Raw genomic sequence first — 22,361 nt, forward strand, 5'->3', positions numbered from 1 at the left:
CCGCGCTCCCGGCGGTTCCGACCGCGACCCTGAGACGTCCCTGAGGTTCGCCCCCTAGGGTTCCCTCAGGGGCCGTCGCCGACTCGCCGAACCCCGGCTCGCCGGCCCCTCCGGGACGGAGCACGACCGCGTGTCCATGGTGTCCCAGTTCACACCCCAGGCATACCCGGGCGGCCATGGCCGTGCTGTAACCTCGGCGACTCCGACCCCACTAGTCAAGTTTGATGAATCAAGGATTTCGTGAGCGCTGCGCAGACGACTCCCGTGCTTCCCTCCTCCGCCCAGTACGCCGACCTGGCCCGCTGCTCCGCCGTATTCGTACCCGGCGACCCCGCCCGCACCGGCCGCATGGCCTTCTGGCGGCCCGGGGGGTCCGCTCCCCCCGTCCTGAACACGGCGCAGGCCGAGGAGCTGACCGTCGTCGTGCCCGACGGCGAGGGGGTGCAGGCGGTGGGCGTCCCCGCGGTGCTGCTGCCGGTGCGTGCCGCCCTGCCCGTCCTCACCCGCGCGCGGGCCGGCGGCGACGGGCACCCGGCCGCCGTCTTCTGGGGTGCCGCCGCCGTGCACGCGCTGCGTCTGGTGGCGCGCGGTCTGCTGCTGCCGGGGCTGTCCCCGGCCGGTCACGACGCCTGGCGCGCGGGTCCGCTGGACGCGGAGGACGTCGAGGCCGTGCGCCGGCTCGCCGCCGCGATGCCGCCCGAGGCCCACGCCCAGCCGCTGGACGGCCCCGGGCCCCTTCGGCTGCCCGACCCCGAACGGCTGCTGCGCGCCTTCCTCGACGCGGTCGCCGACACCCTGCCCCGCTCCCCCGCCGCGCCCCTGGTGACCGGATCCCCCGCCTTCGCCGTGTCCGAGCCGCAGCACCTGCCCGCACTGCGCGAGTGGGCCGCCGACGTTGCCGCGGGCCACGACGCGGGCGTACGCCTGTCGCTGCGCATCGAAGTGCGCGGCCTCACCGACGCACCGGAGACCTGGGCCGCGCCGGAGACGCGGGAGGCCCCGGGCGCCTCGGACCACGCCGGCCCCACCACCCACCCCACCGACGACGGCACCGACGTCACGTTCCGGGCCGTGCTCCAAGTGCACGGCGTGAGCGATCCCGCGCTCGTCGCGGACGCCACCGACGTGTGGGCCGCGGCCGCGGAAGGCCAGGACGGTCCGGGCGGCGCGGCCGGCCCGGACGGCGGTTTCGGGCCGCGGGCCCGGATGGACACGCTGCTTGCGCTGCGCCGGGCCGCCCGCGCCTGGGCCCCGCTCGCACCCCTGCTGTCGGCGACCGTGCCCGACGCGGTCGAACTCGCCGACGACGAGGTCACCGAGCTCCTCGGGGAGGGCGCGAGGGCGCTCGCGGCCGCGGGCGTCGACGTGCACTGGCCCAAGGAGCTGATCCGCGGACTGACCACCCGCGCGGAGATCGGCCCCGCCGACGAGGAACGGCCGTCCGGCCGGGCGGGCTTCAAGGACGCTTCCCGGCAACCGTCCTTCCTGTCGGCCGACGCGCTGCTCGCCTTCGACTGGTCGTTCGCCCTGGGCGACCGGACGCTCACCCGCTCGGAGCTGGACCGGCTCGCGGAGACCACACGCCCCGTCGTGCGGCTGCGCGACCAGTGGGTGCTGATCGACCCCCGGGAGGTGCTCCGCGCCCGCGCGCGCCGGGACCACGCGGTCACGCCCGTCGACGCGCTCGGCGCGGCCCTGACCGGCTCGGTGGAGGTGGACGGCCGCCGGTTCGAGATGCGTCCCACCGGCTGGCTGGCGACCCTGCGGGACCGGCTCGCGGACCCCGAGTCCCAGGAGCCCGTCCCGCAGCCCGCGGCCCTCGCCGCCACGCTGCGGGACTACCAGCGGCGCGGGCTGAACTGGCTGGCCCACATGACGTCCGTGGGCCTGGGCTGCTGCCTCGCCGACGACATGGGCCTCGGCAAGACGATCACCCTGATCGCCCTGCATCTGCACCGGCAGTCCGACCCCGCGTCCGCCGGGCCCACCCTCGTGGTCTGCCCGACCTCCCTGATGGGCAACTGGCAGCGGGAAATCGAACGGTTCGCGCCGGGCACCCCGGTGCGCCGCTTCCACGGTGCGCGCCGCTCGCTGGACGGTTTGGCCGACGGCGAGTTCGTGCTCACCACGTACGGCACCATGCGCCTGGACGCTTCCCGGCTCGCCGATGTGTCCTGGGGGATGGTCGTCGCCGACGAGGCGCAGCACGTGAAGAATCCGTACGCGGCGACGGCCCGGCAGTTGCGGTCCATCGGCGCACGCGCGCGCGTGGCGCTCACCGGTACGCCGGTGGAGAACAATCTCTCGGAGCTGTGGGCCATCCTCGACTGGACGACGCCCGGACTGCTGGGCCGGCTCGGCACCTTCCGCAGGCGCTACGCGGATGCCGTGGAGGGCGGGACGGACCCTGCCGCGGCGGAGCGGCTGGCCCGGCTGGTACGGCCGTTCCTGCTGCGCCGCCACAAGTCGGACCCGGGGATCGCGCCCGAGCTGCCGCCGAAGACGGAGACCGATCACCCGGTGTCGCTCACGCAGGAGCAGACGGCGCTGTACGAGGCCGTGGTCCGCGAGGCCCTGGCCGAGATCTCCGGCACCTCCGGCGTCTCGGGGACCGACGGCATGGCGCGGCGGGGAATGATCGTGAAGCTGCTGACCGGGCTGAAGCAGATCTGCAACCACCCGGCGCAGTTCCTCAAGGAGGAGCGGCCGGCGATCGCGGGACGGTCCGGGAAGCTCGAACTGCTCGACGAACTCCTCGACACCGTGCTCGCCGAACAGGCCTGCGTGCTGGTCTTCACGCAGTACGTGCAGATGGCACGGCTGCTGGAGCGACACCTCTCCGCGCGGGGTGTGCCGTCGCAGTTCCTCCACGGCGGCACACCGGTCGCCGAACGCGAGGCGATGGTACGACGCTTCCAGGACGGCGAGGTCCCGGTCTTCCTGCTGTCGCTCAAGGCCGCGGGCACCGGGCTGAACCTCACCCGCGCCGAGCATGTCGTGCACTACGACCGCTGGTGGAATCCCGCCGTGGAGGCCCAGGCCACGGACCGCGCGTACCGCATCGGCCAGACCCGGCCGGTACAGGTGCACCGGCTGATCACCGAGGGCACGATCGAGGACCGCATCGCCGAACTGCTGGTCCGCAAGCGCGAGCTGGCGGACGCGGTGCTCGGCTCCGGCGAGGCGGCGCTCACGGAGCTGACGGACACGGAGCTGGCGGATCTGGTGGCACTGCGAGAGGGCCCGCGATGACCCGGTACGACGGTGACGGAGCAGAAGTGGAAGAAACCGACGACTGGTACGAGCCGGAGGGAGTCCCTGTGGGTGGGGCCGCCCCGGACGGAACCGACCCGGAGGGGACCGACGGCGGGGCCGGCGCGGAGCGGACGTTCGCCGCGCTGCCTCCCGCGCGGGGACGTGGTTTCGCGCAGACCTGGTGGGGCCGGGCCTGGCTGACGGCGCTGGAGGGCACGGCCCTGGACACCCAGCAGCTCAAGGCGGGCCGTCGGCTCGCCCGCGCGGGAGCGGTCGGCGCCGTGTCCGTACGGCCGGGGCGGATCACGGCCGTCGTCCAGGACCGTGACCGCACGGCGCACCGCGCGGACGTGCTGCTGCAGGAACTGTCCGACGAGCAGTGGGACCGCTTCCTGGACATGGCCGTCGAGCGGGCCGGGCATGTGGCGGCGCTGCTCGACCGGGAGATGCCGCCGCATCTGGTGGAGGACGCGGAGCTGGCCGGGGTCGAACTGCTGCCGGGCCTGGGCGATCTGGAACCGGAGTGCGACTGCGGGGCGTGGGACCACTGCGGTCACACGGCGGCGCTCTGCTATCAGGTGGCCCGGCTGCTGGACCATGACCCGTTCGTCCTGCTCCTGGTGCGGGGACGCGGTGAGCGCGCCCTGCTGGACGCGCTCCAGTCGCATGGCGGGCCGTCCTCCACCTCCGGGAAACGGCCGCGGCTGGAGGGTGTGGACGCGGCCGAGGCGTTCGCGGCGGGCGGCATCCGGCCTGCGCTGCCCGGCGTTCCCCCTCTTCCCGCGGAGCCGGGGGTGCCGCCGTCCCTGGACACGGACGAGCCGCCCACCGCCGGAGTCGACCCGTCCGCCCTGGAGTTCCTCGCCGCGCGGACCGCCGTGCAGGCTCACCGGCTGCTGGCGGAGGCGCTCCGGGAGGGGCACGAGCGGCACCCGCCTGCGCCGGAACCGACGGTGACGCGGGACGCGGTACGACTGGCCGCAGGTGAGTCCCCGCGCGCCGTGACGGCCCGGCTCGCCGACGGTTCGGGCCGTGGCCGGGAAGGCCTGGCGGTGGCGGTACGGGCCTGGCGCCAGGGCGGTGCGGCGGCGCTGACCGTGCTCGACGAGGAGTGGACGGTGGACGCCGAGGCCCTCGCACGCGCGCGTGCCGCCCTCGAGTCGGCCTGGGCCGAGAGTGACGAGGCCGAACGGCCGGTGCTCCGGGCCCGCGCCAACCGCTGGACCCTCGACGGCGGGCGGATCCAGCTGCGGCTCGGGCGCGACGGCCGCTGGTGGCCGTACCGCAAGGAGCGCGGCCGTTGGGTCCCCGCCGGAGACGCCGCCCAGGACCCGGCAACGGCCCTGGCCACAGCGGACTCGGAGGAGCGAACGGAGCCGGAGGCGGACACGGCGGCGGGGCGGCCCTCCGGGACCTAGTCCCGGAGGGCCGCCCCGCCCGGAACACCGCCGCGCCGGTCCTCGTACACCCCGCGCTCCGCTCGGTTCAGCGCAGCGCGGCATCCCCCAGGGTCGGCGGCGGGAGCGATTCGAGGCCGCTCGGCAGGTTGCTGGGCACGCCGCTCGGCAGGTCGGTGGGCAGACTCGGCAGTTCGGTCGGCAGCAGGCTCTCCAGGCCGCTGGGCAGCTCGCTCGGGAAGTCCGACGGGAGCTCGGTGGGGAAGCCGGACGGCAGCAGGCTCTCCAGATCGCTGGGGAGTCCGGACGGGATGCCCGGGGACGGCTCCGGCGAGCCGTCGGTCCGGCTTCCTGTGGGCTGGTCGTCCGGCGTGTCGTCGTCTCCCGTCGCCATCAGCACGATGACGGCGACGGCTGCCACGGCCGCGAGCGCGGCGAGCACGATGAACAGAAGGTTCCGGCGCCCGCCGGGACCGCGCCCCGGCTCTCCGCCGCCGGGCCGGCCCGGCGGCGGAGAGCCGGGTGGCGGCGGAGAGCCGCCGTACGAGGGCGGTCCGAAGCCGCCGCCCGGAGGCGGCGTGTCACCCGGCGAACCTGGCGGCTGGGGCGGTACCGGTGGCGTGGCCATACCGACCATGGTCGCCTCGGACGCATTCCCGTGCGAGCGTCCCGCACGGAATTCGCCACGGAATCGGGCGTCGGATTCCGGATGGGGGCCGGAAACCGGTGCCGGACGGTCTCCGCGCGGAGGCCGTCCGGACCGTGCGGTGAGGCGTGACCGACGCGCGAAAGCACCGCGCCGGCCGCGCCCGTACGTCCACCGCGCGTCCGCGTCCGCAGCAGACCCCGGCAGGTCTCCGGGGGCCCCGGAGCCGGGAACTCAGCCCCGGGCACCCAGCAGGTGATCCATCGCCAGCTGGTCGAGGTGCTCGAAGCCCATCCCGCGCGCGGCGGCGGTGTCGGCGTCGAAGTCCTCGAAGGCGGACCGGTCGCCGAGCAGGGCCTGGAGACCGTCGGCCGCCGTGGGCTCGGCCAGCTGGTCCAGGCGGGCCGCGCGCAGCGCCTCCTGCACCTCGGGGTCGGAGCGGAAGGCGGCCGCCCGGTCCTTGAGGATGAGGTAGTTGCGCATGCAGCCGGCCGCCGAGGCCCACACACCGTCGAGGTCCTCGGTCCGCGGCGGCTTGAAGTCGAAGTGCTTCGGGCCGCTGTAGCCGGCCGACTCCAGCAGGTCCACCAGCCAGAACGCGGCGCGCAGGTCACCGGCGCCGAACCGGAGGTCCTGGTCGTACTTGATGCCGGACTGGCCGTTGAGGTCGATGTGGAACAGCTTGCCGGCCCACAGCGCCTGCGCGATGCCGTGCGGGAAGTTCAGCCCGGCCATCTGCTCGTGGCCGACCTCGGGGTTGACGCCGTACAGCTCGGGCCGCTCCAGGCGCTCGATGAACGCCAGGGCGTGGCCGACGGTCGGCAGCAGGATGTCGCCGCGCGGCTCGTTCGGCTTGGGCTCGATGGCGAAGCGGATGTCGTAGCCCTGGGAGGTGACGTACTCGCCGAGCAGGTCGAAGGCCTCCTTCATCCGGTCCAGGGCGACCCGTACGTCCTTGGCGGCACCGGACTCGGCGCCCTCCCGGCCGCCCCAGGCCACGTACACCTCGGCGCCGAGCTCGACCGCGAGGTCGATGTTGCGGACGGTCTTGCGCAGCGCGTAGCGGCGCACGTCGCGGTCGTTGGCGGTGAAGGCGCCGTCCTTGAACACCGGGTGGGTGAACAGGTTGGTCGTCGCCATCGGCACCTTCATGCCGGTGGAGTCCAGCGCCTGCCGGAACCGCTTGATGTGTCCCTCGCGCTCGCTGTCGCTCGAGCCGAACGGGATCAGGTCGTCGTCGTGGAAGGTGACGCCGTGGGCGCCCAGCTCGGACAGGCGCTGCACCGACTCGACCGGGTCGAGGGCTCGGCGGGTGGCGTCACCGAACGGGTCCCGTCCCTGCCAGCCGACGGTCCACAGGCCGAAGGTGAACCTGTCCTCGGGGGTGGGCTGGTAGCTCATGCCGCGGCTCCTTGCTCGCTGAGACTATTTCGTCATGGCGATTTACAAATTAGTATGCAGCAGCATCTCTGGGAAGATGGCCAGGCCCCCGAACCGCGCTAGAGGGAGAAAACGATGTCAGCAGCCGAGGGTCCGCTCGTCGTCGGCGTGGACACGTCCACCCAGTCCACCAAGGCGCTGGTCGTCGACGTGGCCACCGGGCGGGTCGTGGCGAGTGGCCAGGCACCGCACACGGTGACCTCGGGGGCGGGCCGGGAGAGCGATCCGCGTCAGTGGTGGGACGCCCTGACGGAGGCCCTGCGCCAGTGCGGTCAGGCGGCGCACGAGGCCGCCGCGGTGTCGATCGGCGGCCAGCAGCACGGGCTGGTCACCCTGGACGCCCACGGCGAGCCGGTACGTCCGGCGCTGCTGTGGAACGACGTGCGCTCCGCGCCCCAGAGCCACCGGCTGACCGAGGAGCTGGGCGGCGCGAAGTTCTGGGCCGAGCGCACCGGAAGCGTGCCGGCCGCCTCCTTCACGGTCACCAAGTGGGCCTGGCTGGCGGAGCACGAGCCGGAGGCGGTCCGCGCCACCAGAGCCGTCCGCCTCCCCCACGACTATCTGACCGAGCGGCTCACCGGGCAGGGCACGACCGACCGCGGCGACGTCTCCGGCACCGGCTGGTGGGCCTCCGGGACCGAGGCGTACGACGAGGAGATCCTCGCGCACGTGGGGCTGGACCCGGCGCTGCTCCCCCGTGTCGTGCGTCCCGGCGAGGTGGCCGGGACCGTGCGCGGGAGCCACGAACTGCCGTTCTCCAAGGGCACTCTGGTGGCGTGCGGCACCGGGGACAACGCGGCCGCCGCGCTCGGCCTGGGGGTACGGCCCGGCACGCCGGTGATGAGCCTCGGCACCTCGGGCACGGTGTACGCGGTCTCGCGGCGGCGGCCCGCCGACCCGACCGGCATCGTGGCGGGCTTCGCCGACGCGCGCGGCGACTGGCTGCCGCTCGCCTGCACGCTCAACTGCACGCTCGCCGTGGACAGGGTCGCGACGCTGCTGGGCCTGGCCCGCGAGGCCGTCGAGCCGGGCGACGGCGTCACGCTCCTGCCCTTCCTGGACGGCGAGCGCACCCCGAACCTCCCGAACGCGTCCGGTCTGCTGCACGGGCTGCGCCACGACACGACCGGTGGCCAGCTGCTCCAGGCCGCCTACGACGGTGCCGTGCACTCGCTGCTGGGCGCGCTGGACAGCGTGGTCGACGAGGACGCCGACCCGTCGGCGCCCCTGCTGCTGATCGGCGGCGGCGCACGGGGGACGGCCTGGCAGCGGACCGTACGGCGGCTCTCGGGACGGCCCGTGCAGGTGCCCGAGGCGCGGGAACTGGTCGCGCTGGGGGCGGCGGCGCAGGCGGCCGGTCTGCTCACCGGCGAGGACCCGGCCGCGGTCGCCCGCCGCTGGGACACGGCCGCGGGGCCGGTGCTGGAGGCGGTGGAGCGGGACGAGGAGACGCTGGCCAGGATCGCCGGGGTACTCTCCGACGCGGCCCCGCTCCTGGAGCGCGGCCCGGACACCGCCTGACGGCCGGGAACGGATTCCGGGCCGGTTCGACACCGGTTCACGACCGGTTCAGGACCGACCGGGAACGACCCGGCCCCGACCGAGGACTGACGGAGGCATGAGCGCACCGCTGCACGAAGCCCGCCCGCCCGGCCCGGGGCGGGCACTGCCCTCGGCCGGTCCGGAGCTGCGCGCACTGCCCGACACCCAGCAGGGCATGCGCCGCCGCAATCTCTCCCGGGTGATGCACACCGTCAGCGCCGAGGGCCCGCTGTCCCGGGCCGCCGTCGCCTCCCGCATCGGCCTGACCAGGGCGGCGGTGTCCACCCTGGTGGACGAACTCGTCCGCTCGGGCCTGCTGGAGGAACTGGGCCCCGAGCGGCCCGGACGCGTGGGCCGGCCCGGCTCGGCACTCGCCGTCAGCGGGGGTGGTCCGGCCGGGATCGGCGCCGAGGTCGGCGTCGACCATCTCGCGGTCTGCGCGGTCGACCTGCGCGGAGAGGTCCGGACGCGGGCCGTGCGCCACGTCCCGAACCGCGGCCGCTCCCCCGGGAGCGTGAGCGAGGAGCTGACCTCGCTGCTGCTCCGGGTCGTCGGCGCGATCGAGGCCGAGGGTCTGTGGCCGGCCGGGCTGACCGTGGCCGTACCGGGCCTGGTGGCACGCGACGCCCGCACTGTCGTCCGCGCGCCGAACCTGGGCTGGCACGACACCGACCTCGGTGCCCTGCTCCCGGCACGGTTCCCGCTGACCGTGGCCAACGAGGCCAACTGCGGCGCGCTGGCCGAGCTCTGGCTCGGCAAGGGCGCCCCGCGCGACTTCCTCCATGTGTCGGCCGAGATCGGCATCGGCGCCGCGGTGGTCGTGGAGGGGCGACTGCTGCTCGGAAACCGGGGCTTCGCGGGCGAGTTGGGCCATGTGCCGGTCCGGCCCGACGGCCCCGAGTGCGCGTGCGGCGGCCGCGGCTGCCTGGAGCAGTACGCCGGCGAGGAGGCCGTGCTGCGCGCCGCCGGCCTGGAGCCCGGCGAGGACCGTGTGGGCCTGCTCGCGGGCCGCGCCGAGCAGGGCGATCCCGCCGTACGACGTGCCCTGCGCGACGCGGGAACGGCGCTGGGCATCGCGCTGACCGGGGCGGTCAATCTCCTGGACCCCGAGGGCGTCGTCCTGGGCGGCGCGCTGTCCGGGCTCGCCCCCTGGCTGCTGCCGTCGCTCCGCTCGGAACTGGCGCGGCGCACGGCGGGCCCGGCCTGCCCCGTCTCGGTGTCCGCCCTGGGCCCGGAGGGCCCCCTGCTGGGCGCGGCCCACTCGGTGGTCCGGGGAGTCCTGGACGACCCCGCGTCCGTCGCCGAACGGGCTTGAGCCGAGTTGTCCGGCCGCCCCGGCCGTTCGGTCTGCCGTGGGACGCGGTGGCCGGGGGTCAGTGGGGCGTGGTGGCCGGTTGCCGCCGCCGGGGTGGGGTGAGGGGGACGTCGATGCGGCCGGTGGCCTCGCGGCTAATCCCCGCCGCCTCCGCCTCCGTCACCACCACCGCCGTCACCGCCACCACCGTCGCCGCTCCCGCCGTCGCCCCCGTCCGAGCCCCAGCCGTCGCCGCCGCCGGGCTCGTTGTCGTCCCTCCCCCGGCCGAGATTGCTGAACCAGGGACGGTCCCACGACGCGTCATCGGCGTCGGCCGGTTCATACCCGTACCCCGGGCGGTGCTTCGACCGGAACCGGGCCGAACCGGTCGTGTTCCCCAGCCCGAAGGCGACAGCGAAGACCTGTGCCATGACGGCGTCCAGCGGGTCGGGGCTCTCGTACCGCACGGGGGCCAACGGCAGCAGCACCGTGTCCTGCTCCGGTGCCGGCCAACGCGAAGGACGTGTCAGGAGAGCCGCACGCCGTTCGTCGCGCAGGAACCACGAACTCTCCGTGTCCTTCCTCGACAGCACCCAGTGCCGGTCGGGCAGTCGCACTTCCACGGAACTCTTGGACCTGCGCAGTTTCTTTTGGAGAACCAGTTCCGCGGCAACGTCGCCGACGGTCAGCCGAAGGCCCTTGTCCGGTTCGGGGCTGTCGGGGTGGAAACCGCGCGGCGCCCGGATCCGCACCACGGGAGCGCCCGGCCCCCACACGTCCACGCGCACCAGTCGTCGGTCCACGGCGACGGTGACCGGCCCGGCGGGCCCCTGCGCGAACCGCCGCGCGATCCACAGCGGCACACCCTCGGCACGGGCCCGGTCCGCCAGCGCGGTCACCTGGTCGGGCCCTCCACACCGTTCGACCGCCAGTTCCCCCAGGGCACGGGCGAACTGCGCGGCCTGTCGTGCCTTCAACGGCGTGGTCGTGCCGGTGACCCGTGTCACCGGCACGACCCCGGCCCCTTCCGGCAGCCACTCCAAGGGGCGTTCCGTCCCGCCGCCGCCGAGCCAGAATCCGCGGTGGAACGCCTCGGCCATGGCGCCGAGGTTCAGCTCGCCCAACGGCGTGATCCTGCCGCCCCTGCGCAGCCGGTCCCCGGTCAGTTCCACGGTCCGTGCCAGCGGATTCCTCGACCGCTCGCCGTAGAACACCTGGCTCGCCACGGCCCCGCCCCCATGTCTGTACGGCCGGCTCGGCCGGCCGTTCCCGTTACTTGCTGACAGCGAACCGCATCAGGGCATGCTCGTCACCCTGCTTGACCTTGCCCGTCACATTGATCACCTCGAGCTTCCACGTGCCACCGACCCGGATCGCCTTGGCCACGGCGCAGCAGTTGTCCTGGGTGAGCATGCTCGGCCAGATGTCGGCGACCTGCTGGGTGCTGCCCCCGGTGGCGTCGTAGACCTTGAAACTGATGTTGCGCGCCTTCTGGAAGGCACTGCCCTTCTTGTAGGCGGCGGCGACGAACACGATCGACGTGATGTTGGACGGGACCCGGGCGAACTCGACGGTCACCGTCTCGTCGTCCCCGTCGCCGTGTCCCGTCTGGTTGTCTCCGCTGTGGACCAGCGAGCCGTTGCCCAGCGGGTCGAGCGAGTCGAGACCCGCGAGGCGCACCGGGTCCCCGCCCTGCATGGCAATGGCGATCAGGTCGAGGTCCGTGCCGGTCTTGTGGCGCAGCTTGCCCAGCAATCCGCCGCTGCTGCCGGCGGTCGGGTCCCAGGAGGCTCCGATGGACAGGTGGGTCACTCCGTCCAGGTCCGCCGGGCCGTCTTCCTTCGTGAGCGTGATCATGAGCAGGTCATCCTTCATCAAGACGGACTACAACACGCAAAGTGTGCCCGATGCCTTGTCCGCCCCCTGCGACCGCCCCCTGCGACCGGCCCCTGCGACCGGCCCCGAGGAGGGCAGGCGGGGCCCCTGCCGGCAGGCCTGCCGCCGGCGCTCTCACGTCGGCCGCGCCCCGAGTTCCGCACGGTCGAGGGCGGGCCGGCCGCCGCTCGGTTTCGACCCGTCCTTGTCGCACACGGGAACGGAGGCTCCGCGCACGGCCGTGAGGTGACTTCCCGTCATGATGCGGTCATGCGTGAGTGACGCATCGCCTCACTGATCGATTACGAAACGCCCAACCACTGGTTGCCGCACGGTGAGCAGGTCACTATGAGGCCATGACACCGGCGCAGCAAGCCATGGAGCGACTTCGGGCCTGGCCCGATCTCACCGCCTGCAAGGCAGGGTGCGGTACCGGACAGGCCCTCCGTTTCGCCCGCGAAGAGGTCGTCCACTTCCACACGGGACGGGATGTCGACCTCCACCTGACCCGCCGCGCCATCCAGCGCTTCCGCTACGACCTGAGCGCCTCGACCGCGATCCAACTGGTCCCGGGTTCCCACTGGGTGACGGTTCATCTGGACTGCGCCACCGACATCGACCTGCTGCTGACCCTGGTGAGCGTCGCCCTCAAGGCCCACCAGACCGCCCCTCCCCCCTCCCCCGCGCCGGCGTCCTCCGGATGCAATTTCCACCGGGTCACGGTGCTGCCGCGCGACCCGGTGACCGAACACTGAGAAGACGCCCCGGCCCCGCCCCCGGCCGGTCAGGAACCTCCGGCGCCGGCGGCCCCGGACCTCCTCACGGCCGCAGACCGCTGACGATGTCCGCCGTCACCGTCAGGCCGCTGTGGATGGCGGGGGCGATACCCGATCCGGCCAGACAGAACCCGAGCAGCAGGCAGACGATCCCGTGGGAGAGCTTGAGTCCGCCGTTGCGCAGGAAGATCACCGCCAGGATCGCGAGCAGCAGCACCACAGAGATGGAAATGGCCATCGTCAACCTCCTCCGCCACGTCCGCTTCGCGGCGTTCGGCCGCAAGTGTGGCGTAGCGGGGGGTTCGTCCGGGCGGCTGAGCTGTCCTCCGAACGTGTGGTGTCTACGACTTACCGCGGGCGGTACGCGTCGAGGAAGGATTCCAGCCCTGCGAGGTCGTCGGTGTTGAGGTGGTCGACGTCCGCGGCGACCAGTTCGCCCCACAGGGCGTCCCGGGCGGGGCCCGGCAGGTCGGGGGTGGCCCAGAACCGCACCGCCTGGCCGCGTCCGTGCGCGGCGCCCACGATGTCGTGCAGCTTCCGCCGCTCGGCGGCGGGGAACGCGCCGACGCCCTGCCAGGTGAAGTGGAGCGTCCAGTTGTCGCTGATCAGCGGGATCAGGGAAGAGCGGGCCGGGCCGCCGAGGTCGGCCAGTCGGCCGTCGTAGAAGGCATGCCGTACCCGCTGGGCCTCCATGGGGGCGCGGGCGGCGCGGTCGCCGGAGATGACGGCGGCGACCGGACCGGGCAGCACCCGGCCGCCCGCGTAGGTGGTGAACAGGTGCCGGTACCGCCGGAGATGGCGGTGGAGCTCGAGGTAGGTGGACGCGCCCTCGGTCTTGATGTCGATGAGCAGCTGGAGCGGGGTGCGGTGCCATCGGTACACCGACCCGTGGTGGGCCCGCACACGGGCGGCGAGGGGGTCGAGGTAGAGGGACTCGAGGGTGCGGGACGGGTCGAGGTCCTCGGGATCGTGGGCGACGAGGAGTTGGTCGCCGACGAGGTGGATGTCGGCCTCGACGCTGCCGAAGCGGTGGTCGAGGGCGTCGAGGAGGGGACGCGGGTGCTCGTAGTCGTTGTGGGCGTGGGCTCGCCACAACGGCCTTGGAAGGTCACGGTGTTCACCGGCCAGGGCCTGGGTGGCCGGCAGGACCAACGAGGCCGCGAGGGCACTGCCGAGGGTGGTGAGGGCTCTGCGACGGGTGGTGAGGGCCATGCTCCGCCTCCCTGGAACGGCGTACGGGGACCTCTGGAGTATGAGGTCCGCGCAGGACCAAGGAGCAGTACCGTGACGCGAGTTGTCCGATCCGCCGTCGCACGTTCACCTCGCGGGAAGCTGGACGCGCGGGAGAGCCCGCCGTGACGGCGGGCTCTCGTGCGGGACGCTCAGCCGGGCACGAGCACCGGTACCCGGCGGATTCGACTGTGCGGACAGGTGTATGACGCTACGTCAGGGTGCCTGCAGGTCGACGAGTCCGGCCAGCGCCTCGCGGTGGGCGCCCGCCGTACCGTAGGCGATCGAGTCGGCCTTGGCCCGCTTCAGGTACAGGTGGACCGGATGCTCCCAGGTCATCCCGATGCCGCCGTGCAGTTGCAGCGCCTCCTCGGCGGCGTGCACGGCGACTTGGCCCGCATAGGCCTGCGCGACGGCGACGGCCGCATCGGTGTCGTCGCCCGCGGCCGCCGGGTCGGCGGCCAGCGCGTCCGCCGCGTTGCGGGCCGCCGCACGGAGGTTGACGACCTCGAGCCACAGCTGGGCGAGCCGGTGCTTGAGCGCCTGGAAACCGCCCACCGGCCGGTTGAACTGCCTTCGATCCTTCAGGTAACGGACGGTCTCCGTCAATGACCATTCGGCCAGACCGAGTTGTTCCGAAGCCAGCAGTCCGGCACCCGCGCGCAGAGCCCGTCGTACGGCGGGTCCGGCGTCGCCCACCCGGCGCCCCGGGGCGCCGTCCAGGACGACGCGGGCGAGGGGGCGGGTCAGGTCCAGGGACGTCTGCCCGGTTACCGTGACGCCGACGGCGTCCGCCTCGACGGCGTACAGCCCGCCGTCGTCCGCCGGGACGAGCAGCACGTCGGCCGCGTCCGCGTCCGCGATGCCGGTCAGCTCGCCGTGCAGGACGCCGTCCGCCGCACGGGCGGCGGGAAAGAACGCCCCCGGGGCGGTGTGCAGAGGAACGGCAAGGGCGCCGATCCGGCGCGCGGACGCCAGCGAGGCCAGCACCTCGCCCCCGTCGGCACAGGCCAGCAGCGCCTCGGTGGCCACGACGGCGCTGGTCAGATAGGGCACGGGGGCGACGGCCCGCCCCAGTTCCTCGAGGACGACCGCGGCCTCCCGGTGCGTGGCGCCCTGGCCGCCGCGGTCCTCGGGCACCAGCAGCCCGGCGAGGCCCATGCCGTCGGCGAGCGCCTTCCACAGGGAGAGGTCGTGCGGGGCGTCCGACTCGGTGCGGGAGATCACCCGGGCCGCGTCGCAGTGGTCGGTGAGCAGGTCCCGGACGGCGGCGCGCAGCGCCTCTTCCTCCTCCGAGTAGAGGAGATCGGGCTGGGCGCTCACCGGACCCGCCGGGCCGGCCCCCGTCCCGCTCGTCGAGTTCGTCGGGCTCGTCGGGCTCGTCGTGCTCATCGGGCCAGGTCCTTCCAGGCGACGTCCTTGTCGGTACGCGGCTCGGCCGGGAGGCCCAGGACGCGCTCGGCGACGATGTTCAGCAGGACCTCGCTGGTCCCGCCCTCGATGCTGTTGCCCTTGGAACGGAGGTAGCGGTAACCGGCCTCGCGACCGGTGAAGTCGACCAGTTCGGGGCGCCGCATGGTCCAATCGTCGTACAACAGGCCCTCGGCTCCGAGGAGTTCCACCTCCAAGCCGCTGATCTGCTGGTTGAGGCGGGCGAAGCCCAGCTTCATCCCGGCGCCCTCCGGGCCCGGCTGGCCCGCGACGAGCTGCTGGCGCAGGCGTTCACCGGCGAGCCGGGCGACCTCGGCCTCCACCCAGAGCCCGAGCAGACGCTGGTGCAGGTCGTGGGTGCGCAGTTCGGGACGTTCGCGCCAGGTCCTCGCGACCGGGCCGATCATGCCGCCCTCACGGGGCAGCCGCATGCCGCCGATGGCCACGCGCTCGTTGTTGAGCGTGGTCTGCGCGACCCGCCAGCCGTCGCCGACCTCGCCGAGCCGGCGGGAGTCGGGGATGCGGACGCCGGTGAGGAAGACCTCGTTGAACTCGGCCTCACCGGTGATCTGGCGCAGCGGCCGTACCTCGACGCCGGGGTCGGTCATGTCGCAGACGAAGTAGGTGATGCCCCGGTGCTTGGGCACGTCCGGGTCGGTGCGGGCGATGAGGATGGCCCAGCGGGCGGCGTGGGCGCTGGAGGTCCACACCTTCTGCCCGTCGACCACCCAGGCGTCCCCGTCCACGCGGACCGCCCGGGTGCCCAGGGCCGCCAGGTCGGACCCGGCGCCCGGCTCGCTGAACAGCTGGCACCAGACCTCCTCCCCGGTCCACAGCGGCCGCAGGAAGCGTCGCCGCTGCTCCTCCGTGCCGTACTGCAGGATCGTCGGCGCGGCCATGCCCAGGCCGATGCCGATGCGCCGCGGGTCGTTGCCGGGCGCCCCGGCGGCCTCCAGTCCGGCGTCCACGACGGCCTGGAGGGATCGCGGGGCGCCGAGTCCGCCGAGCCCTTCGGGGTAGTGCACCCAGGCGAGTCCCGCGTCGAAGCGGGCCCGCAGGAAGTCGAGGCGGGCGGTGGTGGCGGGCGGGTGCGCGGCCAGCAACTCCTGGGTGCGCCGCCTCAGTTCGGCTGCGTCGGTCATGCGACGGCTCCGTTCTCCGCCGCGGGCAGCACGGCGACGCGTCCGGTGGTGACGCCGTCCGCGACCCGCTGCACGGCGTCGGCGGCACCGGACAGCGGCACGCGCTCGCTGACCAGCGGCTTGACGGCGCCCCGGGCGGCCAGCTCCAGAAGCTGCTCGTGGCAGTGCTGGACCAGCTTCGGGTTCCTGGTGTTGTAGAGGCCCCAGTGCAGGCCGAGAACCGAGTAGTTCTTCACCAGGGCGTGGTTCAGCGCCGGGCTGGGAATCGCACCGCTCGCGAAGCCGACGACCACGATCCGGCCCTCGAAGGCCACGACCTTGGCGGACTGGGCGTAGGCCTCTCCGCCGACCGGGTCGTAGATCACGTCGGCGCCCCGGCCGCCGGTGGCCTCCTTCACCGCGGCGATGACGTCCTGCTCACGCCGGTCGATCACCACGTCGCAGCCCAGTTCGCGGGCGACGGAGACCTTCGCCCCGCCGCCGACCACGCCGATGACGGTGGCGCCGGCGGCCTTGCCGAGCTGCACGGCCGCGCTGCCGACCCCTCCCGCGGCGGCGTGCACGAGCAGCGTCTCGCCGGCCTCCAGGCCGGCCCGGCGGTGCAGCCCGAACCAGCCGGTCTGGTAGCCGATGTGCAGGGCGGCGGCCTCGGCGTCGTCCAGCGCGTCCGGGGCGGAGCGCAGTCCGGCGGCGTCCGCGACGGCGTACTCGGCGAAACCGCCGTACGGCAGCGCGGGGTTGGCGAGCACCCGGCGCCCGTCCTCGGTCTCACCGCAGATCTCCACGCCCGGGGTGAACGGCAGCGGCGGCCTGACCTGGTACTGGCCCCGGCACATCAGCGCGTCCGGGAAGTTGATGTTCGCGGCACGCACCTTCAGCAGGACCTGGCCCTCACCGGGCGTGGGCCGCTCCACGTCCACGAGGCTCATCACCTCGCCCGGCTCGCCGGTCTCGTGCACCTGCCATGCCTGCATGCGGAGCCTCCACGGGGCTGTGAACGTCGGGGTCCCCTGACCGGGTCCACCGCATACTAAGCGGTCGCTTGCTTCCAGGGAACCGTCTCGCGCGTCACGGCCTCCCGCGCCCCGGTCCGCCAGGGGGGCGCCCCGCCCCTCAGGACCGCTTGGGACGTGCCCGTACGTGCATCCGCTCCCCCTGCGGACCGAACAGGCTGAGGAACTCCACCGGCCCCTCCCCCGTCGACCCGAAGGCGTGCGGCACGCGCGTGTCGAACTCCGCCGCCTCCCCCGCCGTCAGCACCACGTCGTGCTCGCCCAGCACCAGCCGCAGCTTGCCGGACAGCACGTACAGCCACTCGTAACCCTCGTGCGTGCGGGGCTCCGGCTCGAACGTGCGCTGCGGTTCGAGCACCTTGTAGGCCTGGAGTCCGCCGGGCTGGCGGGTGAGCGGCCAGTGGGTGCGTCCGCAGTGCTGGAACGGCTTGGAGCGGATGCGCGGATCGCCGACCGGCGGCGCACCCACCAGTTCGTCCAGCGGCACCTGGTGGGCCCGCGCGATCGGCAGCAGCAGTTCGAGGCTGGGCTTGCGCAGCCCGGACTCCAGCCGCGAGAGGGTGCTCACGGAGATGCCGGTCGCCCCGGACAGCCCCGCGAGGGTCACCTCCCGCTCCTTCCGGATCCGTCGCAGCCGGGGACCCACATCCGCGAGAACGTCGTCGGTAGTCATACGGATATTGCAGGATCGGCAAAGGCATTTGTCAATCCGGTAGTACTCGGGCGACGGTCGACGTGGAGGTGGTCACCATGACCGGGAAGAGCGGGAAGACCCGCGGAGGACGCGCGCACGGGACCGGAGGGACGGACGGCACCGGCACCGGCTACGACGTGGTGGTGGTCGGAGGTGGCGCGGCCGGGCTGTCCGCCGCGCTGGTGCTCGGCCGGGCCCGGCTGCGGACCCTGGTCGTCGACGCAGGCGAACCGCGCAACGCGCCCTCGTCCCACATGCAGGGGTACCTGTCGCGGGACGGGATGTCACCGGCCGCGTTCCTGGCCGCCGGCCGTGAGGAGATCGCGGGCTACGGCGTCGAACTGCTCACGGGCCGGGTGACGGACGTGACCCGGAACGGTGCCGGCACCGGTGACGCGGGGTTCGCCGTCCTGCTGGACGACGGCCGGGCCGTCCGCGCGCGGCGGCTGATCGTCGCCACCGGGCTGAAGGACGAACTGCCCGCTGTCCCCGGGGTCGCCGAACGGTTCGGACGGGACGTGCTGCACTGCCCGTTCTGCCACGGCTGGGAGGTCCGCGACCAGCCGTTCGGGGTGCTCGCCTCCAGCGCCATGAGTGTGCACCAGGCGCTGATGGTGTCCCGGTGGTCCAAGGACGTCACCTTCTTCCTGCACACGGTCGCCGAGGAGGAGCTGTCCGACCAGGACCTGCGCCGGCTGGCCGCGGCCGGTGCCGGTGTGGTGCCCGGCGAGGTCGCGGAACTGGTGGTCGAGGACGACCGGCTCACCGGCGTCCGCCTGACCGACGGCTCCGTCCACGCCCGCTCCGTGCTGTACGTCGGGCCGCGCCCAGTGCCGCGGACGGGTCTGCTGGAGCGGCTCGGCGCCGAACTGTCCGAGACCCCGTTCGGCGCCTACCCGGTCGTGGACCCGACGGGCCTGACCTCGGTGCCGGGCGTCTGGGCGGCGGGCAACGCGGTCGGCTTCGCCGAACAGGTCGTCCACGCGGCGAGCGGGGGCTACCGGGCGGCGGCCTCGATCGTCGGGGATCTGCTGATGGCGGACCTGGACGCCGCGGTGACCGCGTGATCCGCGGCCGCTTCGGCGACCCGGGTGTGGAACGCCGGACCCCGTAGCACCATGGCTGCATGCTGCTGTCCCGACTGGCCCGTGTGTCGCAGGAGGTCGCCGCCACCTCGGCGCGGTCCCGGAAGATCGCGCTGCTCGCGGAGCTGTTCCGGGACTCGGAGGCGGCCGACGTCCCCGTCGTCATCCCGTATCTGGCGGGCCGGCTGCCGCAGGGCCGGATCGGTGTGGGCTGGAAGACCCTGAGCCGGCCGGTCGCCCCGGCGGAGCGGGCGACCTTGACCGTCCGCGCCGTCGACGCCCTGCTCGGCCGGCTCGCCGGGGTGTCCGGCCCCGGTTCGCAGGCCGAGCGGGCCCTGCTGATCGGGGAGCTGCTGGGCGCGGCGACCGAGGACGAGCAGCGGTTCCTGCTCGGTCTGCTCAGCGGCGAGGTGCGGCAGGGGGCCCTGGACGCGGTCGCCGTGGAAGGGCTGGCGCGGGCGACCGGGGCGCCGGCGGCGGAGGTGCGGCGGGCGGTGATGCTGGCGGGCTCGCTGCAGGCCGTGGCCGGTGCCCTGCTGGCGGACGGCCCCGGGGCGTTGGGGCGGTTCCGTTTCACCGTGGGGCGCCCCGTGCTGCCGATGCTGGCGCACAGCGCCTCCTCGGTCGCCGAGGCGGTGGAGAAACTGGGGGCGGCGGCGGTCGAGGAGAAGCTGGACGGCATCCGCGTCCAGGTGCACCGCGACGGCGAGACGGTGCGCGTGCACACCCGCACCCTGGACGACATCACCGACCGGCTGCCCGAAGTGACGGCGGCGGCAAGGGCGTTGCCGGGCGAGCGGTTCGTCCTGGACGGCGAGGTCGTCTCGTTCGACGAGCGGCAGCGGCCCCGTTCGTTCCAGGAGATCTCCGGGCGGGTCGGTTCCCGGGTGGACGTGGCCACGGCCGCCCGGGACGTGCCCGTCTCCGCCGTCTTCTTCGACGCGCTGTCCGTCGACGGCCGTGACCTGCTGGATCTCCCCTTCGCCGACCGGCACGCGGAACTGGCCCGGCTGGTGCCGCAGTCCATGCGGGTACGGAGCACCAGGGTGTCCGGACCTCAGGACGTGCGGACGGCGGAGGACTTCCTCGCCGGGACGCTGGCGCGCGGTCACGAGGGAGTCGTGGTCAAGGGGCTCGACGCCCCCTACAGCGCCGGGCGGCGCGGTGCGTCCTGGCTGAAGGTGAAGCCCGTGCACACGCTCGACCTGGTGGTGCTCGCGGCCGAATGGGGCCACGGGCGCCGTACCGGCAAGCTGTCCAACCTGCACCTGGGCGCCCGCACCGCCGACGGCGGCTTCGTGATGCTCGGCAAGACCTTCAAGGGGATGACCGACGCCATGCTGACGTGGCAGACCGAACGGCTGCTCGAACTGGCCACCGGACCCGGCACCGGCGGAAGCGACACGAACGCGTACGTCGTCACCGTGCGCCCGGAACTCGTCGTGGAGATCGCCTACGACGGTCTCCAGCGCTCCACCCGCTACCCGGCCGGTGTCACCCTGCGCTTCGCCCGGGTGGTCCGCTACCGCGAGGACAAGAGCCCGGACGAGGCGGACACGGTGGAGACCCTGCTCGCCGCTCACCCGGAGACAGGCCCGTGAGGGGCGTCCGAAGCGCCGGCCTGCTGGTGTTCCGGCACACCGATCACGGGCTCGAGGTGCTGCTCGGCCATATGGGCGGCCCGTTCTTCGCCCGCCGGGACGCCGGCGCGTGGACGGTGCCGAAGGGCGAGTACGACGCCGGTGAGACGGCCTGGGACGCGGCGCGCCGGGAGTTCGAGGAGGAGCTGGGCCTGCCGCCGCCCGACGGGGAGGCCGTGCCGCTCGGCGAGGTCCGGCAGTCGGGCGGCAAGACCGTCACGGCCTGGGCCGTCGAGGGCGACCTCGACCCGGCGGCCGTCGTGCCCGGCACCTTCCGGATGGAGTGGCCGCCGAAATCGGGCCGGACGCGGGAGTTCCCGGAGCTGGACCGGGTGCAGTGGCTCGCCCTGGACCGGGCGCGGGAACTGGTCGTCTCCGCCCAGGCGGCGTTTCTCGACCGCTTGGCGGAGCACTCACGCTGAGGAACCCTTCCGCGTTGCGACGCCCACCGTAGCGCGGGAGGGTCGACATGCACGCTCCGTCCCCAGGGAGGCCAGCCATGCCCATCGCAACGGTGAATCCGGCGAACGGCGAGACGCTCAGGACCTACGAGGCCATGGGCGAGGAGGAGACCGAGCGCCGGCTCCAGCTCGCGGAGGCCACGTTCCGCACGTACCGGACGACGACCGTCGAGGAGCGCGCCCGTCTGCTGCACCGGGCCGCCGACCTCCTCGACGAGGACCGGCGGAGCATCGCCGAGGTGATGACCACCGAGATGGGCAAGCCCGTGGGACAGGCCCGTGCGGAGGCCGCGAAGTGCGCCAAGGCGATGCGCTGGTACGCCGACCACGCCGCGGACCTTCTCGCCGACGAGGAGCCCGACCCGTCCGACGTGAAGGACTCCGGCGCCTCCCGGGTCCTGGTGCGCTACCGGCCGCTCGGCCCGGTGCTCGCCGTCATGCCGTGGAACTTCCCGCTGTGGCAGGTCGTACGGTTCGCCGCGCCCGCGCTGATGGCCGGCAACGTGGGCCTGCTCAAGCATGCCTCGAACGTGCCGCAGACCGCCCTTTACCTGGAGGACCTGTTCCACCGGGCGGGCTTCCCCGAGGGCTGTTTCCAGACCCTGCTCATCGGCTCCGCCGCGGTCGACGACATCCTGCGGGACGAGCGGGTCAGGGCGGCCACCCTCACCGGCAGTGAGCCCGCGGGACGCGCGGTGGCCGCCACCGCCGGGGAGATGATCAAGAAGACGGTGCTGGAGCTGGGCGGCAGCGACCCGTTCGTCGTCATGCCCTCCGCCGACCTGGACCGGGCCGCCGAGGTCGCGGTCACCGCGCGGGTGCAGAACACCGGGCAGTCCTGTATCGCCGCCAAGCGGTTCATCGTGCACACGGATGTCTACGACGCGTTCGCCGAACGCTTCACCCGGGGCATGCGGGCACTGACGACCGGCGACCCCATGGACGAGGACACGGATGTCGGCCCGCTCGCCAGCGAGCAGGGCCGAAAGGACCTGGTCGAACTGGTCGACGACGCCGTACGGTCCGGGGCGCGCGTGCTGTGCGGCGGCGAACTCCCCGACGGGCCCGGCTGGTACTACCCGCCGACCGTCCTGGCCGGGATCACCCGCGACATGCGCGTCCACCGGGAGGAGGCCTTCGGCCCGGTCGCCACGCTGTACCGGGCGGCGGACCTGGACGAGGCGGTGCTGATCGCCAACGATTCCCCGTTCGGCCTGAGTTCCAACGTCTGGACGCGGGACGAGGCCGAGGTCGGCCGGTTCGTCCGGGACCTGGAGGCGGGCGGCGTCTTCGTGAACGGGATGACGGCGTCCCATCCGGCGCTCCCGTTCGGCGGGGTCAAGCGGTCCGGGTACGGGCGTGAGCTGTCCGGGCACGGAATCCGCGAGTTCTGCAACATCACCACGGTTTGGCACGGTGCGTGACGCTCCCGCGGCTACG

At 73.6% G+C, this 22,361-nt stretch carries 19 protein-coding genes; 9 read left to right on the forward strand and 10 right to left on the reverse strand.

The features are described from left to right. Window positions 1–348 precede the first annotated feature (348 nt). Together OHB56_RS06860 and OHB56_RS06865 are read left to right on the forward strand one after the other, a co-directional pair. On the forward strand, window positions 349–3,252 hold the full coding sequence (locus OHB56_RS06860; protein WP_406358954.1) for a DEAD/DEAH box helicase: 2,904 nt from the start codon (window positions 349–351) through the stop codon (window positions 3,250–3,252). Beyond that, the gene (locus tag OHB56_RS06865) at window positions 3,249–4,673 is read left to right on the forward strand and encodes an SWF or SNF family helicase (protein ID WP_406352213.1); all 1,425 of its coding nucleotides are present in this window, start codon (window positions 3,249–3,251) and stop codon (window positions 4,671–4,673) included. Before OHB56_RS06860 ends, OHB56_RS06865 begins: the two co-directional genes overlap by 4 nt. Before the next feature lie 67 nt (window positions 4,674–4,740). Here OHB56_RS06865 and OHB56_RS06870 read toward each other — a convergent pair whose 3' ends face one another. Beyond that, the gene (locus OHB56_RS06870; protein WP_406352214.1) at window positions 4,741–5,280 is read right to left on the reverse strand and encodes a hypothetical protein; all 540 of its coding nucleotides are present in this window, start codon (window positions 5,278–5,280) and stop codon (window positions 4,741–4,743) included. Between the two features lie 252 nt (window positions 5,281–5,532). Further along, window positions 5,533–6,699, reverse strand: a complete 1,167-nt coding sequence (xylA, locus tag OHB56_RS06875) for a xylose isomerase (RefSeq protein WP_326751449.1) — start codon at window positions 6,697–6,699, stop codon at window positions 5,533–5,535. Between the two features lie 114 nt (window positions 6,700–6,813). Here xylA and xylB point away from each other — a divergent pair, with 114 nt between their 5' ends. Together xylB and OHB56_RS06885 are read left to right on the forward strand one after the other, a co-directional pair. Continuing rightward, window positions 6,814–8,259, forward strand: a complete 1,446-nt coding sequence (xylB, locus tag OHB56_RS06880; RefSeq protein ID WP_406352216.1) for a xylulokinase — start codon at window positions 6,814–6,816, stop codon at window positions 8,257–8,259. A 97-nt stretch (window positions 8,260–8,356) separates the two neighbouring features. After that, complete coding sequence (locus OHB56_RS06885; protein WP_406352218.1) at window positions 8,357–9,595, forward strand: ROK family protein; 1,239 nt, start codon at window positions 8,357–8,359, stop codon at window positions 9,593–9,595. A 134-nt stretch (window positions 9,596–9,729) separates the two neighbouring features. Here OHB56_RS06885 and OHB56_RS06890 read toward each other — a convergent pair whose 3' ends face one another. Both OHB56_RS06890 and OHB56_RS06895 read right to left on the reverse strand, forming a co-directional pair. Next, window positions 9,730–10,800 (reverse strand): hypothetical protein, encoded by a 1,071-nt coding sequence (locus tag OHB56_RS06890; RefSeq protein WP_406352220.1) that lies wholly within the window; start codon window positions 10,798–10,800, stop codon window positions 9,730–9,732. A gap of 46 nt (window positions 10,801–10,846) precedes the next feature. Then, window positions 10,847–11,431: a TerD family protein gene (locus OHB56_RS06895; protein WP_326751453.1), complete on the reverse strand. Its 585-nt coding sequence runs from the start codon at window positions 11,429–11,431 to the stop codon at window positions 10,847–10,849. A gap of 374 nt (window positions 11,432–11,805) precedes the next feature. Here OHB56_RS06895 and OHB56_RS06900 point away from each other — a divergent pair, with 374 nt between their 5' ends. Then, window positions 11,806–12,204, forward strand: a complete 399-nt coding sequence (locus OHB56_RS06900; RefSeq protein WP_326751454.1) for a luciferase family protein — start codon at window positions 11,806–11,808, stop codon at window positions 12,202–12,204. Window positions 12,205–12,268: 64 nt separating this feature from the next. On the opposite strand, the gene OHB56_RS06905 is transcribed toward OHB56_RS06900, so the two are convergent. The 6 genes from OHB56_RS06905 to OHB56_RS06930 form a co-directional block, all read right to left on the reverse strand. Next, window positions 12,269–12,463 (reverse strand): hypothetical protein, encoded by a 195-nt coding sequence (locus tag OHB56_RS06905; protein WP_326751455.1) that lies wholly within the window; start codon window positions 12,461–12,463, stop codon window positions 12,269–12,271. Window positions 12,464–12,573: 110 nt separating this feature from the next. Further along, window positions 12,574–13,437 (reverse strand): phosphatidylinositol-specific phospholipase C/glycerophosphodiester phosphodiesterase family protein, encoded by an 864-nt coding sequence (locus tag OHB56_RS06910; protein WP_406352222.1) that lies wholly within the window; start codon window positions 13,435–13,437, stop codon window positions 12,574–12,576. Between the two features lie 234 nt (window positions 13,438–13,671). Beyond that, a complete protein-coding gene (locus OHB56_RS06915; protein WP_406358956.1) occupies window positions 13,672–14,778 on the reverse strand; it encodes an acyl-CoA dehydrogenase family protein in 1,107 nt (368 codons plus the stop codon). Window positions 14,779–14,843: 65 nt separating this feature from the next. Further along, entirely contained in the window at window positions 14,844–16,028 is a 1,185-nt protein-coding gene (locus OHB56_RS06920; RefSeq protein WP_406352224.1) for an acyl-CoA dehydrogenase family protein, read from the reverse strand. Beyond that, complete coding sequence (locus OHB56_RS06925) at window positions 16,025–17,002, reverse strand: NADPH:quinone oxidoreductase family protein (RefSeq protein WP_326751458.1); 978 nt, start codon at window positions 17,000–17,002, stop codon at window positions 16,025–16,027. The genes OHB56_RS06920 and OHB56_RS06925 overlap by 4 nt, the downstream gene beginning before the upstream one ends. A 139-nt stretch (window positions 17,003–17,141) precedes the next feature. Further along, complete coding sequence (locus OHB56_RS06930; protein ID WP_055594147.1) at window positions 17,142–17,714, reverse strand: helix-turn-helix domain-containing protein; 573 nt, start codon at window positions 17,712–17,714, stop codon at window positions 17,142–17,144. 62 nt (window positions 17,715–17,776) lie between these two features. Between OHB56_RS06930 and OHB56_RS06935 the strand changes: the two genes are divergently transcribed. The 4 genes from OHB56_RS06935 (at window position 17,777) to OHB56_RS06950 (ending at window position 22,345) form a co-directional block, all read left to right on the forward strand. After that, window positions 17,777–18,802 (forward strand): NAD(P)/FAD-dependent oxidoreductase, encoded by a 1,026-nt coding sequence (locus OHB56_RS06935; RefSeq protein ID WP_406352227.1) that lies wholly within the window; start codon window positions 17,777–17,779, stop codon window positions 18,800–18,802. A 59-nt stretch (window positions 18,803–18,861) separates the two neighbouring features. Next, window positions 18,862–20,421 (forward strand): ATP-dependent DNA ligase, encoded by a 1,560-nt coding sequence (locus OHB56_RS06940; RefSeq protein WP_406352229.1) that lies wholly within the window; start codon window positions 18,862–18,864, stop codon window positions 20,419–20,421. Then, window positions 20,418–20,882 (forward strand): NUDIX domain-containing protein, encoded by a 465-nt coding sequence (locus OHB56_RS06945; RefSeq protein ID WP_326751461.1) that lies wholly within the window; start codon window positions 20,418–20,420, stop codon window positions 20,880–20,882. Before OHB56_RS06940 ends, OHB56_RS06945 begins: the two co-directional genes overlap by 4 nt. 77 nt (window positions 20,883–20,959) lie before the next feature. Then, the gene (locus tag OHB56_RS06950; protein WP_326751462.1) at window positions 20,960–22,345 is read left to right on the forward strand and encodes an NADP-dependent succinic semialdehyde dehydrogenase; all 1,386 of its coding nucleotides are present in this window, start codon (window positions 20,960–20,962) and stop codon (window positions 22,343–22,345) included. Window positions 22,346–22,361: the final 16 nt, after the last annotated feature.

Source organism: Streptomyces sp. NBC_01635 (assembly GCF_045209715.1).
Classification (GTDB): domain Bacteria; phylum Actinomycetota; class Actinomycetes; order Streptomycetales; family Streptomycetaceae; genus Streptomyces; species Streptomyces hirsutus.